Source organism: Halosegnis marinus, from assembly GCF_029338355.1.
Taxonomy (GTDB): domain Archaea; phylum Halobacteriota; class Halobacteria; order Halobacteriales; family Haloarculaceae; genus Halosegnis; species Halosegnis marinus.
Genome location: NZ_CP119802.1, coordinates 972,181 through 986,195, shown reverse-complemented (window position 1 = coordinate 986,195; position 14,015 = coordinate 972,181). Strand labels below are relative to the sequence as shown.

General features: G+C 71.3%; 18 protein-coding genes and 1 tRNA gene. 9 read left to right on the top strand and 10 right to left on the bottom strand.

Features of this window, described 5'->3' with window-relative positions; translation table 11 throughout:
- Window positions 1-6: 6 nt before the first annotated feature.
- Genes P2T37_RS05545 through P2T37_RS05535 form a run of 3 tightly spaced genes read left to right on the top strand, consistent with a single transcriptional unit; the run spans window position 7 to window position 3,364 of the window.
- Complete coding sequence (locus tag P2T37_RS05545) at window positions 7-1,557, top strand: CARDB domain-containing protein (RefSeq protein WP_276235801.1); 1,551 nt, start codon at window positions 7-9, stop codon at window positions 1,555-1,557.
- Complete coding sequence (locus tag P2T37_RS05540) at window positions 1,554-2,240, top strand: ABC transporter ATP-binding protein (protein WP_276235800.1); 687 nt, start codon at window positions 1,554-1,556, stop codon at window positions 2,238-2,240. Before P2T37_RS05545 ends, P2T37_RS05540 begins: the two co-directional genes overlap by 4 nt.
- Window positions 2,237-3,364, top strand: a complete 1,128-nt coding sequence (locus tag P2T37_RS05535; protein WP_276235799.1) for an ABC transporter permease — start codon at window positions 2,237-2,239, stop codon at window positions 3,362-3,364. Before P2T37_RS05540 ends, P2T37_RS05535 begins: the two co-directional genes overlap by 4 nt.
- Here P2T37_RS05535 and P2T37_RS05530 read toward each other — a convergent pair.
- Complete coding sequence (locus P2T37_RS05530) at window positions 3,361-3,825, bottom strand: hypothetical protein (RefSeq protein WP_276235798.1); 465 nt, start codon at window positions 3,823-3,825, stop codon at window positions 3,361-3,363. The two genes, P2T37_RS05535 and P2T37_RS05530, sit on opposite strands and share 4 nt — an antisense overlap.
- A gap of 78 nt (window positions 3,826-3,903) precedes the next feature.
- On the opposite strand from P2T37_RS05530, the gene P2T37_RS05525 reads away from it, so the two are divergent.
- Window positions 3,904-4,410 (top strand): SRPBCC family protein, encoded by a 507-nt coding sequence (locus P2T37_RS05525; protein ID WP_276235797.1) that lies wholly within the window; start codon window positions 3,904-3,906, stop codon window positions 4,408-4,410.
- Here P2T37_RS05525 and P2T37_RS05520 read toward each other — a convergent pair.
- The 7 genes from P2T37_RS05520 to P2T37_RS05490 all read right to left on the bottom strand — a co-directional run bounded on the left by P2T37_RS05520 (window position 4,407) and on the right by P2T37_RS05490 (window position 8,499).
- The gene (locus P2T37_RS05520; protein ID WP_276235796.1) at window positions 4,407-4,850 is read right to left on the bottom strand and encodes a pyridoxamine 5'-phosphate oxidase family protein; all 444 of its coding nucleotides are present in this window, start codon (window positions 4,848-4,850) and stop codon (window positions 4,407-4,409) included. The two genes, P2T37_RS05525 and P2T37_RS05520, sit on opposite strands and share 4 nt — an antisense overlap.
- Before the next feature lie 39 nt (window positions 4,851-4,889).
- Entirely contained in the window at window positions 4,890-5,093 is a 204-nt protein-coding gene (locus P2T37_RS05515) for a hypothetical protein (RefSeq protein WP_276235795.1), read from the bottom strand.
- A 72-nt stretch (window positions 5,094-5,165) separates the two neighbouring features.
- A tRNA-Ala gene (locus P2T37_RS05510) sits at window positions 5,166-5,237 on the bottom strand.
- A 98-nt stretch (window positions 5,238-5,335) separates the two neighbouring features.
- Entirely contained in the window at window positions 5,336-5,644 is a 309-nt protein-coding gene (gene rpsJ / locus P2T37_RS05505; RefSeq protein WP_276235793.1) for a 30S ribosomal protein S10, read from the bottom strand.
- Window positions 5,645-6,910 carry a translation elongation factor EF-1 subunit alpha gene (gene tuf / locus P2T37_RS05500; RefSeq protein ID WP_276235792.1) on the bottom strand — a complete coding sequence of 422 codons (1,266 nt, stop codon included), beginning with the start codon at window positions 6,908-6,910 and terminating at the stop codon, window positions 5,645-5,647.
- A gap of 123 nt (window positions 6,911-7,033) precedes the next feature.
- Window positions 7,034-7,981: a homoserine dehydrogenase gene (locus P2T37_RS05495; protein ID WP_276235791.1), complete on the bottom strand. Its 948-nt coding sequence runs from the start codon at window positions 7,979-7,981 to the stop codon at window positions 7,034-7,036.
- On the bottom strand, window positions 7,978-8,499 hold the full coding sequence (locus P2T37_RS05490) for an amino acid-binding protein (protein ID WP_276235790.1): 522 nt from the start codon (window positions 8,497-8,499) through the stop codon (window positions 7,978-7,980). The genes P2T37_RS05495 and P2T37_RS05490 overlap by 4 nt, the downstream gene beginning before the upstream one ends.
- A gap of 112 nt (window positions 8,500-8,611) precedes the next feature.
- On the opposite strand from P2T37_RS05490, the gene P2T37_RS05485 reads away from it, so the two are divergent.
- Complete coding sequence (locus tag P2T37_RS05485; protein WP_276235789.1) at window positions 8,612-8,830, top strand: hypothetical protein; 219 nt, start codon at window positions 8,612-8,614, stop codon at window positions 8,828-8,830.
- A 50-nt stretch (window positions 8,831-8,880) separates the two neighbouring features.
- On the opposite strand, the gene P2T37_RS05480 is transcribed toward P2T37_RS05485, so the two are convergent.
- On the bottom strand, window positions 8,881-11,067 hold the full coding sequence (locus P2T37_RS05480) for an elongation factor EF-2 (protein ID WP_276235788.1): 2,187 nt from the start codon (window positions 11,065-11,067) through the stop codon (window positions 8,881-8,883).
- A gap of 113 nt (window positions 11,068-11,180) precedes the next feature.
- Entirely contained in the window at window positions 11,181-11,789 is a 609-nt protein-coding gene (locus tag P2T37_RS05475) for a J domain-containing protein (protein WP_276235786.1), read from the bottom strand.
- A gap of 85 nt (window positions 11,790-11,874) precedes the next feature.
- Between P2T37_RS05475 and P2T37_RS05470 the strand changes: the two genes are divergently transcribed.
- The 4 genes from P2T37_RS05470 (at window position 11,875) to P2T37_RS05455 (ending at window position 13,988) form a co-directional block, all read left to right on the top strand.
- Window positions 11,875-12,633, top strand: coding sequence for a DUF5781 family protein (locus P2T37_RS05470; protein WP_276235785.1), 759 nt, complete (start codon window positions 11,875-11,877; stop codon window positions 12,631-12,633).
- Window positions 12,634-12,718: 85 nt separating this feature from the next.
- The gene (locus tag P2T37_RS05465) at window positions 12,719-13,120 is read left to right on the top strand and encodes a 30S ribosomal protein S6e (protein ID WP_276235784.1); all 402 of its coding nucleotides are present in this window, start codon (window positions 12,719-12,721) and stop codon (window positions 13,118-13,120) included.
- Between the two features lie 11 nt (window positions 13,121-13,131).
- Window positions 13,132-13,566, top strand: a complete 435-nt coding sequence (locus tag P2T37_RS05460) for a DUF7112 family protein (RefSeq protein ID WP_276235782.1) — start codon at window positions 13,132-13,134, stop codon at window positions 13,564-13,566.
- Window positions 13,563-13,988, top strand: a complete 426-nt coding sequence (locus P2T37_RS05455) for a DUF5807 family protein (RefSeq protein ID WP_276235780.1) — start codon at window positions 13,563-13,565, stop codon at window positions 13,986-13,988. The genes P2T37_RS05460 and P2T37_RS05455 overlap by 4 nt, the downstream gene beginning before the upstream one ends.
- Window positions 13,989-14,015: the final 27 nt, after the last annotated feature.

The window sequence follows — 14,015 nt, the reverse complement described above, 5'->3', positions numbered from 1 at the left end:
ATCCGAATGCGCCGCCTCCTCGCCGTCCTGTTCGCCCTCGTCCTCGTCGCCCCGGCGGTCGCGCCGGCGGCGGCGACCGTTCCCGACGCGCGCCTCGCCGTCTCCGACCTGACGGTCGCGCCCGCCACCCCGACCGTCGGCGAACCCGTCACCGTCACCGCGACGGTACGCAACTCCGGCGGCTCGAACTCCGCCGTGAACCTCACCGAGGTACGGCTGGTGAACCGCGACGGCGGGACGGTCCTCGCGACGACCGAGGGCCCCGGCGCGCTGTCCCCCGGCGACACGCTCGCCGTCGACCTGACCCGCGCGTTCACCACGGCGGGCACGAAGGAACTCGCCGTCGTCGCCGTCGGCGAGGACGCCGACAACGAGACGGTCACCGTCCGCCGGCCGCTCACGGTCGTCGTCGAGCAGGCGGACCCGCTCGTGGAGTTCGAGCGCACCGACCCCGTCGCGGGCGCGGAGACGAACCTCTCCGTGACCGTCTCGAACCCCAACACCGAGGCGTACCGGAACCTCGTCGTGACGCTCGACGCGCCCGGCACGGGCGTCGAGCGGCGCACGCTCGCCTCGCTCGCCGGCGGCGCGGACGCGACCCTGAACTTCACGTACACCGCGCCTGCGGGCGATACGACGCTCGCCGCCCGCGTCGAGTACGTCACGAACACCGGCATCGAGCGCGCCGGCGAGTACGCCGAGACAGTCGGCGTCGCGCCCCTGCGCGAGGACGTGGGCGTGGCCGTCTCGCCCGCGGCCGACGACGCCGGCGGCGAGGCCGCGGCGGGCGGGATTCAGGGGCTGCTCGGCGGCGGGGCGGCCCCGACCGGCGGCGACACGCTCCGGTCGCAGGGCACCGACGAGGGGTCGGGCGCGCCCGACGCGCTCGCCGTCGAGGTGACGAACTTCGGCAACGCCCCGATACGCGACGCCGTGGTCGTCCCGACGACCGAGGACCGGCGGCTCCCCCGCGTCGCCGTCGGGACGCTCGCGCCCGGCGAGTCGACCACGGTCGAGGTGAGCCTCGCCGCGCTCCGCGGCCCGGCGAACGTCACCGCGACCGTCGAGTACGCGACCGCCGGGCGGACCGGCACCGCGGCGGGGAGCTACGACTACCGGCCGCCGGCCGGCGAGATACGCCTCACCGGGGTGAACCTCTCGCTCGTCGACGGGCGACTCGTCGTCACCGGCAACGCCGGCAACGTCGGCGACGGCGAGGTGACGGGCGTCGTCGTGCGCCTCCTCGCGGCCGAGGGGGTCGAGCCGGCGTACCCGAGCCGCGACTACTTCGTCGGCACCGTCGAGGGGAGCGAGTTCGCGCCCTTCGAACTCACCGCCCGCGTCGACGCCGCCAACGCGACGTCGGTCCCCGTCGAGGTGACCTACCGCGCGGGCGGCGAGGAGCGGAGCCGCGTCGTCTCGCTCCCCGTCGAGGGGGTCGAACCGCGCGAGGAGCCCGAGACGACCGGGGCCAACGCCGCCGTCGCGGGCGCGCTCGTCCTCGCGCTGGCGACCGTCGCGGGCGGGGCCGTGTTCGTCGCGCGCCGCGAGCGATGACCGCGCCGCTGGAACTGCGCGGCGTCGTCAAGGAGTACGACGGGGGCGGCGAGGTCGTGACGGCGCTCGCCGACGTCGACTTCCGGGTCGAGCCCGGGGAGTTCGTCTCCGTGGTCGGCCCCTCGGGGTCGGGCAAGTCCACGATGCTCAACACGCTCGGCCTGCTCGACGTGCCCACCCGCGGGACGGTCCTCGTGAACGGCCGTGACGCGACGACGATGACCGACCCCGAGCGCACCCGCGCCCGGAAGGAACACGTCGGCTTCGTCTTCCAGAGCTTCTTCCTCATCCCGTCGCTGACGGCCCTGGAGAACGTCACGCTCCCCACCGTCTTCCACGACGACCCGGACGCCGACGAGCGGGCCGCGGACCTGCTCTCGCGCGTGGGGCTCGGCGACCGGCTGGACCACACGCCCGACGAGCTGTCGGGCGGACAGAAACAGCGCGTCGCTATCGCCCGGTCGCTCGTCAACGGCCCCTCGGTCGTACTGGCCGACGAACCGACCGGGAACCTCGACCGCGAGACGGGCGAGCAGGTGCTCGCGGAGTTCGACCGCATCACGGAGCGGGGCGTCTCGCTCGTCACCGTCACCCACGACCCGCTCGTCGCGGACTACGCCGACCGGACCGTGCGGCTGGTGGACGGGCACCTCTCCCGCGAGGAGGAGGAGGTGGCGCGGTGAGCCGACTGCCGGCGGTCCGGCTGGCGGTCCGCAACCTCAACCGCAACCGCGTTCGTACCGTGTTGGCGGCGCTCGGCATCGTCATCGGCGTGCTCGCCATCGCCACTCTCGGCGTGTTCGGCAACGTCCTCCAGCTGTCCGCGACGGACTCGTTCGGCGGCATCGGCAACCAGGTCACGGTGTCGCCCGCCGCCGACGCGGGCGTCGAGTCGTTCACCGAGCGCGACCTCGCGACCATCCGACGGGCGGCGGAGGGCCGCGGCGAGGTCGTCCCGCTCATCACGGGCGGGGCGCTCGTTCGGGGGAACGGCGCGAGCACCGCGGCACAGCTGTACGGCACCGAGAACCCCGACGCGCTGTTCGACGCCGCCGAGGGGACGGTGCCGCCGCGGCTCAGGAGCGGCGCGGTCGTCGGCAGCGGCGTCGCGGACGCGCTCGGACTGAGGGTGGGAAGCGCCATCGAGATAGAGGGGAACCGCTACCGGGTGGTCGCCGTCCTCGCCGAGGCGGAGGGTATCTCCGCGGTCAGCCCCGACCGCGCCGTCGTCCTCCCGCCCGCGGAGTTCGCCGACACGGAGCCGTCGCAGGTCGTGATTCAGGCGAACGGGCGCGAGGCCGCCTCGGCGGCGGCCGCCGAGATACGCGAGCGGGTCAACGCCCGCGAACAGCGGGTGTCGGTGTTCGAACTCTCCTCCATCGTGGACACCATCTCCGAGTTCTTCGGCCTGCTCAACACGTTCCTGCTCTCGCTCGCGGGGCTGTCGCTCGTCGTCGCCGGCGTCGCCATCTTCAACGTGATGCTGATGAGCACGAACGAGCGGCGCGGCGAGATCGGCGTCCTGCGGGCCGTCGGCGTCCAGAAGGGCGACGTGCTCCGGACGCTCGTCGTGGAGGCCGGCCTGCTCGGGGTCGCCGGGGGGCTGGTCGGGCTGGCGCTGTCGCTCGTCGCCGTCTGGGGGCTCTACTACTTCTCGGAGGTGACGCTCGCCGTCGTGCTCGACCCGTCGAACGTCCCGTATCTCGTCCTCGCGTTCGGCTTCGGGGTCGCGGTCGCGCTCGTCTCCGGGCTCTACCCGGCGTGGAAGGCGGCGAACCTCCACCCGGTCGAGGCGCTGCGGGGCTAGGCCTCGAACTCCACCTCCTCGACGACCGACAGCGACAGTTCGGTGAGGACGCCCGCGCCGGCGACGACCTCCAGGGGGACCAGTTCACGGCAGACGGCCGTCGCGCCGTGGAGCCACTCCAGCGTCCCGGCGAGGGGACGAAGGGCGGGCGGGAGCCCGCAGCCGAGCCACCGGCCGACGACCGCCCCGACGACCAGCGCCGCGTACGGGACGACCACCGCCGCCTCCGCCAGCCGCGGGCGGGAGAGCCCCTCCACGAGCGCGTCCAGCCCGAGGTCGGCGAGGAACACGGCGAGCAGGGCGTACTCGACGGGGCGTATCGCCCCGTGGACGCTCCCGCCGGCCGCGAGGTTCACCGCGAGCAGGGTCGCCAGCCCGCCGGCGGCCATCGGCCGCGCGGCGGCGAGACGGTCGCGGAGTTCCCGGGCGAGGGTCGCGGCGCGTGGGGTCGCTGCGGTCATCGGATGCAGACGAGAGGATGGACGTTCGAAGGACGAACCTGACGCCGAACATATTAGGTCGGCGCCCCTCCCTCGCGTATGGACGCCGTCGAGGCCTCGACCGTCGTGCACGCGCCGCCGGCCGAGGTGTTCGCGTACATCCGCGACTTCTCCGGCACGGAGGTGTACTCGGACCATGTGGACGCCGTGCGCCAGTACGGCGACGGCGGGCCCGGGACCGACTACCGCATCACCGTCTCGTGGTGGAAGCTCTCCTACACCGCCGAACAGCGGGTGACGGACCTCGTCGAGAACGAGCGCATCGACTGGCGCTCCACCGACGGGGTGCGCGCGACCGGGTCGTGGCTCCTCGACCCGCTGGAGGACGGCGAGGCCACGGAGCTACGGCTGCGGATCGAGTTCGACCCCGAGTCGATGCGCGGCGGGCGGGTGACGCGGCTGCTCCCGCTCGACGCGCTCGTGGACCGCCTCGCCCCGGTCGTCGCCCGCGAGTCCGAGACGGTCGTCGCCGGTATGGTCGCCGACATCGAGGGCGAACGCCGCCCCGTGGACATCGAGGTCCACCGCGTTCCCGACCTCGCCTAGTCCATCCGGTCGCCGAAGTCCCACGTGTACAGCTTCGCCGGGTCGATACGGACCCGGACCTCCTCGCGCTCCGGCCGGAGGAGCCGCTCGGCCAGCCCGGAGTCCGTGCCGCCGAGGTACCGGTCGAGGAGCGCGCGCAACAGCTGTTTGTCCCCGTCGGGCGAGACGCTCGCCCGCCCGCTCCCGCGGACGCCGACGTACGGCGGGTCGTTCACCGACGCCTCGAACGCCACGCCGTCGTCGTGGTCGAGGTACTCCACCACGTCGGCGTGGGCGCTCGTCGCACACTCCAGTCCCCCGTCGCGCCACCGGTACCACAACGAGAGCATCCACAGCCCCCCGGCGGGCGTCCGGCACGCGACCCGGAGCGGGACGCGCCCGGCCTCGCTCGTCAGGAACGCCTCGGCCTCGGCCCGCGTCCAGTCGCCGGTGACCTCCATCGCGTTCGGGTACGGGCGGGCGACGGATAAGCCCGTGCGTCAGAAGGGCGAGAACCGGCGGAACAGCAGGACCGCGACCGCGAGCAGGAAGACGACCAGCGCGACGAGTCCCCCGACGTCGGCGGCGTAGTACCCCCGGTAGCCGGCGAGGAGCAGGCCCGCCCGGACGACCCTGCCGAAGATAAACGAGGCGGCCGCCACGACGATAACCGCGAGCAGCCCCCGCCACGCCGACCCGTCCATATCGGTACTCTGTGTCCGGCAGCGTGATAAAACCGCGTCGGACGCGCCGCTCGACGGGGTGAGAGTCGGAAATGGACGAGCGGGGATTTGAACCCCGGGCCTCTTCCTTGCGAAGGAAGCGATCTGCCGCTGATCTACTCGCCCGCAGTGGTCCGTACACCGGACGGTCGTTTGTAGCTTACGTTCTCGCCCTCGGTCGAAAAGCGCGTGAGAGTGTCACGCGCCGCGTCGCGGACGCCCGCTCAGTCCTCGAGGACGATCTCGATGGAGACGTCGTTCGGGACCTGGATACGCATTAGCTGGCGGAGCGCGCGTTCGTCGGCGTCGATGTCGATGAGACGCTTGTGGACGCGCATCTCCCAGTGCTCCCACGTCGCCGTCCCCTCGCCGTCGGGGGACTTGCGCGACGGGACCTCCAGCTTCTTGGTCGGGAGCGGCACCGGACCCGAGAGCTGGACGCCGGTCTTGTCCGCGATCTCCCGGACGTCGCCGCAGATGCTGTCGAGGTCCTCGGGGGCGGTGCCCGCGAGGCGGACGCGTGCCTGCTGCATCTATCGCTCGTTGACGCTCAGGACGCGGCCCGCCGCGATGGTCTGACCCATGTCGCGGACGGCGAAGCTCCCGAGCTCCGGGATTTCCTCGGACGGCTCGACGCTGAGCGGCTTCTGCGGGCGCACCGTGACCTTCGCGGCGTCGCCCGACTGGATGAAGTCCGGGTTCTCCTCGGCGATCTCGCCGGAGGAGGGGTCGATCTTCGCGTCGATGGACTCGATGGTACACGCGACCTGCGCCGTGTGGGCGTGGAAGACCGGCGTGTAGCCCGCCGTGATGACGGACGGGTGCTGCATGACGACGATCTGGGCCTCGAACGTCTCCGCCACGGACGGCGGGTCGTCGGCGGGGCCGCAGACGTCGCCGCGGCGGATGTCGTCCTTACCGACGCCGCGGACGTTGAAGCCGACGTTGTCGCCGGGGCCGGCCTGCGGGACTTCCTCGTGGTGCATCTCGACCGTCTTCACCTCGCCGCCGACGTCCGACGGCTGGAAGGAGACGTTGTCGCCCGGGCTCATGGTACCGGTCTCGATACGGCCGACCGGGACCGTCCCGATGCCCGAGATGGTGTAGACGTCCTGGATGGGGAGGCGCAGCGGCGCGTCCGTCGGCGGCTGCGGCTCCGGCAGGTTGTTGAGCGCCTCCAGCAGGGTCTCGCCGTCGTACCACGGCGTGTTCTCGGAGGACTCCGAGACGTTGTCGCCCTCGAAGGCCGACGTCGGGATGAACTCCGCGTCGTCCGTGTTGAAGCGGACCTGCTTGAGGAGCTTCGTGACCTCCTCGACGGTCTCCTTGTAGCGGCTCTCCTGGTAGTCGACCAGGTCCATCTTGTTGACCGCGACGATGAGCTCGTTGATACCGAGCGTGCGGGCCAGGAAGACGTGCTCCTGGGTCTGGGGCTGGACGCCGTCGTCCGCCGCCACGACGAGCACCGCGTTGTCGGCCTGCGAGGCGCCCGTGATCATGTTCTTCACGAAGTCACGGTGGCCCGGACAGTCGACGATGGTGAAGTAGAACTCGTCGGTGTCGAACTCCTGGTGGGCGATGTCGATGGTGACACCGCGCTCGCGCTCCTCGGCGAGGTTGTCCATGACGTAGGCGAACTCGAAGCCGCCCTTGCCCTTCTCCTCGGCCTCCTCGCGGTACTGCTCGATGACGTGCTCGGGTACGGACCCTGTCTCGAACAGGAGCCGCCCGACCATCGTACTCTTCCCGTGGTCGACGTGGCCGATGACGGCCAGGTTCTGGTGGGGTTTGTCGCTCATTGGTGTATCTCACGCGCTAAGGCGCTGTGCGATTTCTTCGATACTCGCCCGTAAAACGATTTCGAAAGAATCCACCGAATACGGCCGCCTCAGGCGGTTTGCCACCCGGTCACACGCGCCGGCTCATCGCCTGGCGAGCCGCCCCACGTCGGCGAGTACCGCGCTCGCCGTCTCGTGGCCGCCGGCCCCCCGCCCCGAGATGTTCAGTCGCCCGGCGTGTTCGGTGTCGAGCTGGACGATGTTGCGGGTGCCCGTCACCGCGAGCGTCCCGTTCTCGGGGACGAGCCGCGGGCCGACCCGGACCTCGCCGTCGGCCACCTCGCCGACGAGCCGCACCGTCCGGCCGTCCTCGGCGGCGAGTTCGAGCGCGCTCCCCGGAACTCCCTCGATACCCGCCACTTCGGCGTCCGCGAGCGTGTACTCGCGGTCGTACAGCACGTTCGCGAGGATGACGCACTTCAGGGCCGCGTCGGTTCCCTCCACGTCGAAACTCGGGTCCGCCTCCGCGACGCCGAGGTCCTGTGCCTCCGCGAGCACGTGTTCGTACCCGAGCCCCTCCGCGGCCATCCGCGACAGCACGAAGTTCGCCGTCCCGTTCAGCACGCCCCGGACGGCGGTCACCCGCCCCGGCCCCACGTCGGTGATGGTCGAGAGCGCGGGAATCGCCCCGCCGACCGTCGCCTCGAACAGTACCTCGCCGTCGCTTCCGGCTTCGAGGTCGCGCACGTCGGCGTACCGCTCGGCGACCGGTCCCTTGTTCGCCAGCACGACGTGCCGGTCGGCTTCGAGCGCCCGCTTCACGTGCGAGAAGCCGGGTTCGGCGTCGCCGAGCGTCGTCGGCGTCGCCTCCACGAGGGCGTCGTAGTCGGCCGCGAACAGCGCCTCGGGGTCGGCTTCTCCCACGCTCCCCGTCTCCCGTTTCCGGTCGAGAACCGTCTCGGGGTCGAGCCCTTCCTCCGAGACCGCGGCGGACGACGAGTCCGCGATAGCGACGACCTCGTGGCCGTACTCGCCCGCGAGTTCGAGCGTGCTCGCGCCCACGGCGCCCGCCCCGGCGAGAGCCAGCCTCACGCCTCGCCCCCCGCCAGCGGCGCGATGACCTGCAGGTCCTTCTCCGCGGCGACGGCGCGCACCGCGTCGAGGGCCTCGGTCGTCCCGCCCTGTTCGGCCGCCAGCCGGAGCCGCGCCGACGACACGTCCTCGGTGCCGCCCGGCGCCGACAGCGACACGTCCGTCACCGACGCACGCCCGCAGTCCTGCACCCGCCGGAGCGTGTCCGAGAGGTCCGTGTCCACGAGGTGGCCCGTCAACACGACGGTCACCTCCTCGCTGTACCGTTCCTCCCCCGCCTGTACGACGTTGACGCCCGAGTCGCGCAGCGCCTCGACGATGGCCTCGAACCGCTCCGGCGTCGCCTCGACGTCCACCTCCACGGGGATGTGGCCCCGCGGTGTGAGGTTCCCGCGCTCGTGGAATATCGAGAGGAGGTTCCCCCCGTTCTCCGCGATGGGTTCGAGCGTGCGCAGTAGCTCGCCCGGTTCGTCCACGAGTTCGAGCCGTACGGTGTACGCGTGTACGGCGTCGCTCACGACGCGGTCACCCCGGTCATACCCGGTCGTACACCCCGCCGCGCATAAGCCTCCCGTCCATCACAAACTCCGCGGCCGTAACCGCGAAACCGTTCGCGGCCCGAGGCCGGGTATGAGCTTCGCGTACCAGGTGCTCGATATCCTCGCCGCCGGCGTCCTCGCCGGCATCACCGCGTTCGGCCTCTCGGCGGTCGCGCCGGCGGTCGCCACCGACGTCGGCGTGCTGTTCGCCGGCCTCTACTACTTCTCGCGGAACCCGTGGGGCGGTAACGGCGACGAGGTGAACGAGGCCATCGACGACGCCTACGACACGCTACTGCCGGGCCGGTAGCCGCGGCTGGGCGGGGTGGAGAACGGGAGAGAGAGGAGAGACGGGCCGGGTTACAGGTAGTTGATCTGCTCGGGCAGTTCGGTCTTCATACCCTTGCGCTCGCGGATCTCGTGGATGATGTCGGGCTGGAGGTTGTCGGCCAGCACGCGGAAGCCGGCGTTCTCCGTGTTCCACGACGCGCGACCCTCCGTCGCGCTGCGGATGTCCGACGAGAAGCCGATCATCTCGTCGACGGGCGCGATGCCCTCCACGACCATGAGGTCGCCCTCCTGGTACATGTCGTCGACGCGGCCGCGGCGACCCTGGATCTCGCCCGACGCCGCGCCCATGTGTTCGTTGGGCACGTCGATGCGGACGTTCTGGATGGGTTCGAGCAGCCGGATCTCGGCGTCCATCAGCGAGGTGTGGACCGCGTCGCGGGTCGCCGGAATGACCTGCGCCGGGCCGCGGTGGATGGCGTCCTCGTGGAGCCGGGCGTCGTGGAGGCGCAGCAGCGCGCCCTCGACCGGCTCCGCGGCGAGCGGGCCGTCGTCGAGCGACTCCTCGAGCCCCTCGATGACCAGCTCCATCGTCTCGTTGAGGTGCTGAATCCCCTTCGTGTCGTCGATGAGGATGTTCGAGCCGTAGATGTGCTCGACGTTCTGAGCCGTGTCCTTGTCCATGCCGGCCTCCATCAGCGCCTCGCGGCGCTCCAGTTCCGGCATGTCCATCGTCGCCTCGCCGAGCTTCAGCAGCTCGACGATGTCCTCCGAGAGCGGCTCGACGGACATGTAGAAGCGGTTGTGGCGGTTCGGCGAGATACCCTCGACCTCGCGCGACTGCGCCGTCGGCGACTCGCGGTAGACGACGATGGGCTCGCCGGTGATGACCGGGATGCCCTGGTTACGCTCGATACGCTGGGTGATGACCTCCAGGTGGAGTTCGCCCTGCCCCGAGATGAGGTGCTCGCCGGTGTCCTCGTTGATCTCGATGCGGATGGTGGGGTCCTCCTTCGAGACCTGTCGGAGCGTCTCGATGAGCTTCGGGAGGTCGTCCATGTTCTGGGCCTCGACGGACTTCGTGATGACCGGCTCGGAGATGTGCTCGATGGACTCGAACGGGGTCATCTCGACGGACGAGACGGTGGAGCCGGCGATGGCGTCCTTCAGGCCCGTGACGGCCGCGATGTTGCCGGCCGGCACGCGGTCGACCTCCTCGCGCTCGCCGCCCATGTAGATGCCGACGGACTGGACGCGGTTCGTGCCCGCGGTACCCGAGACGTAGAGGTTCTGGCCCTTCTCGATGGTGCCGGAGAACACACGCCCGGCGGCGATTTCCCCGGCGTGGGGGTCGATACCGATGTCGGTGACCATCAGGACGACCTCGCCCTCGGGGTCGACCTCGCGCATGTCGATGGCGAGGTCGGACTCCGCGTCGCCGCGCCAGACGCGCGGAATACGGCGGGGCTGGGCGTCGAGCGGGTCCGGGAAGTGCTCACAGACCATGTCGAGCACGACGTCCGACAGGGGCGTCCGCTCGTGGAGCTCCTGGCGCTCGTCGTTCTGTTCGAGGTCGATGATCTCGCCGAAGTCCATGCCCGTCCGCTGCATGGAGGGCATCGAGATGCCCCACTTGTACAGCGCCGAGCCCATCCCGACGGTGCCGTCCTGGATGGAGACGGTCCAGTCGTCGACGTCGTCCATGTCGTCCGTCATCCCGCGGATGAGGTCGTTGACGTCGCCGATGACCTTCTGGAGCCGCTCCTGCATCTCCTCGGGCCCCTCCTGGAGCTCGGAGATGAGGCGGTCGACCTTGTTGATGAACAGCGCCGGCTTGACGCCCTCGCGGAGCGCCTGGCGCAGCACCGTCTCGGTCTGGGGCATCGCGCCCTCGACCGCGTCCACGACGACGAGCGCGCCGTCGACGGCCCGCATCGCGCGGGTCACGTCGCCGCCGAAGTCGACGTGGCCCGGCGTGTCGATGAGGTTGACGAGGTGGTTCGTGCCCTCGTACTCGTGGGTCATCGAGACGTTGGCCGCGTCGATGGTGATGCCGCGCTCCTGCTCGTCCTCCTCCGTGTCCATCGCGAGCTGCTGGCCCGCGGTGTCCTGCGAGATCATGCCCGCACCCGCGAGGAGGTTGTCCGTCAGCGTCGTCTTCCCGTGGTCGACGTGAGCGGCGATGGCGATGTTCCGGATCTGGTCCGGTTTGTCCATCAGCTTCTCACACTCCTGTACGATCTTCTTACGTCGGCCCATTATGCAGGAGCGTAGCGATACCAGCGACAAAAGGGTAGTGTTTCACCGCTACCGAAACCGCGCGATTCCGTGGTAACGCGGCCCACGCGGGCGAACTGCCCTCCGGGAGCGGGTCACTCCCGGTGTTCCTTGAGATACTCGTAGGCCCACCGGACCCGCTTGAACGACTCCTCGTCGCCGCCGTGGTCGGGGTGCGTCTCCAGCACGCGCTCGCGGTAGGCGGCCGTCACCGTCTCGGCGTCGGCGTCGTGGTCCACCCCGAGCACGTCGCACGCCTCCCGCTCGCGGGGCGCCACCACCTGTGCGCCGCCGTCGCGCGACGGGGTGCGGCCGGTCCGGCGCTCCCACCACTCGCCGGGGCCCTCCTCGGGGCCGGGCGGGTCGTCCTCCTCGTCGGTGCCGGTCCAGAACGGGTCGTCGAACGGCCAGTCGTCCGGGTCGTCCCAGTCGCGCGGCTCGTAGTCGATGTCGGCCGACCGCGAGCGCCGCGCGGCCCGCCCCTCCCGGCCGACCGTCCCGTCGGGGTTGCGCTCCACGCCGACGCGGGCGTAGGCCCGCCGGGAGAGTTCGCGGTGGCTCCGGCGGAGACAGACGTAGCTCCCGGCGGCGGCGACGACCGCCCCGACGAGCATCGGCGGGGAGCCGAAGCCGAGGAGCGCAAGCAGGGTCGCCAGCGCCGCCAGCGCCAACGCCGCGACGAACAGCGGCCACGCGGTGTCCACGACCGACGTACGCCCGCGGGCGGTGTAAATCCAACTCCCGGCGCCGCAAGGCTCAAGCGGGCGGCACACTGTGTCAACAGTACGCATGGATTTGCGCGTGAAGGGTAGCGGGCCGTCGGAGCCGTTTCTCTCGGCCCGGGACCTCTTCGAGACCGAACAGGAACTGACGCTCCCGGTCGAGGTCGACGTCCGCGAGGACCCGGACGAACGGACGCTCACCGGCCACTACGACGACCACCACGTGCTCGTGATGAGCGCGCAGGCGGCCACGAGCGCCATGGCCCGGGAACTCGCGCTCCACGAGTTCGCCCACATGGCCCGCCACGAGGAGTCCCACCCCTCCCACACGATGAAGACGGAGGAGGCGCTCTTCCTCGCGCTCGCGGGTCGCTCCGTCGAGCGGCGGAAGCTCGCGCACTGTTATCAGATAGCGAACCACATGAAGGACATCTACGCCGACGACATCACGCTCGCGCTCGCGCCGGCGGACAAACTCGTCGCCTTCATGGAGTCGTCGCTCGCCGCCGCGGTGGCCGACCGCCCCGCGGCCGCCCCGGGCGGGTGGACCCGGACCAGCGAGGCCGCCGACCCGGAGATAACGGTCGTCAACGCTGCCTTCGCGCTCGCGCTGTTGGAGCGGCACGACGCCATCGCCGACGACCACCGGCTGTACGACCTCGCGCGGGCGGCCGCCAGCGACGCGCCGGCGGTGTCGCTCGACACCTTCCGCCGGACGTTCCGGTCGCTGGCCGCCGACCCCGACGAGTCGGAGTACCGGCGCGCGCTCGTGGACGTCACCCGCGAGTACGTCGTCGGCTCCGGGGGGCCGACCGCGGCCGACTGAACCCCCGCGCTCGCCCGCCACTCGGCCGAATCCGGGACACGGCGGTTTCAATACCCTTTTCATCGCGCGCCGATACTCACACCGTATGGCAGACTTTCAGGTCGTCGTCGCCGACCCCGAGGAGGGCGCGACGTACCAGCTCGAAGTTGACGGACAGGACGCGAACCGATTCGTCGGCCGCTCCATCGGCGAGGAGGTCGACGGCGGCGCGGTCGGGCTCGACGGCGCGACGCTCGAGATCACGGGCGGCTCCGACACCTCCGGCCGGCCGATGCGCGCCGACGTGCAGGGGACGAGCACGAAGGCGGTCCTGCTCACCGGCGGCACGGGCTACGAGCCCAAGCGCGACGGCGAGCGCCGCCGCGTCACCGTCCGCGGCGCCGAGGTCTCCGACGAGACGCGCCAGATCAACGTCAAGGTAATCGACGCCGGCGACGCGGACGTGGCCGCCGCGTTCGGCGCGGGCGACGACGGCGACGACGAGTAACCGACCCCTTCATGCCCGAGTCAGTTCCCAGCGACGCCGTGGACAGCGTGCGCGCCACCCTCGAACGCGCGGGTCGTACCGACCGCCCGAAGGTAACCGTCCCCGAGGCGGCCCGCGACCGCTTCCCGCGCGGCGAGGTCGTCCGGCTCTCGCTCGGCGGCGCGGTCCGCCACGCGACGGTCGAACTCGCCATCGACGACAGCCTGGAGATACGCGGCGCGTACGACAACGCCCGCATGGCCCGCGAGGGCGAGGGCCCGAACCGCCTCGCCGAGTGGGCCGACGAGAAGGGGCTCGACTTCGGCCGCACCGTCCACCTCGACGTGGTCGAGGAGGACTTCTTCTACGGCCTGCGCGCCCCCGGCGAGCGCGCCGTCTATCGCGTCCCCGACCGCCCGGACGAGGGACTCGCCGACATCGCCCGGCGGACGGAGGGGGACGAATGAGCACCCCCTACGAGGCGTTCCTCGCCGGCGAGCGCCACGACGACATCCTGCTGTTCATCGACGACGACGCCGTCGGCGACCCCGGCTCGCTCGCCGGCGTCGCCGAAGAGGTCGGCACGGGCTACGTCCTCGTCCTCCCCGGCGACCGCGGGAGCGAGGTCGTCTCCGACGTGGTCGGCATCGACCCGATGGACCTCGCCGGCGCGGCGATGGACACCGAGGGGGACATCCGCCGCGACTGCACCGGCGGCGACTGCCCGGCCGGCACCGGCGACGCCCACCGCGTGCGGTTCGTCTTCGCGTTCACCGAGGCCGAGAACCCCGAGGTCGGCGGCCTCTACGCCGAGGGCGACGTCCTCCACGCGTACGCCGCCTGCGCCTGCGGCCAGACCTACTCGGACAAGTGGGTCCTCGACGACTGACGACCCCTCACACGCCGACACGAGACT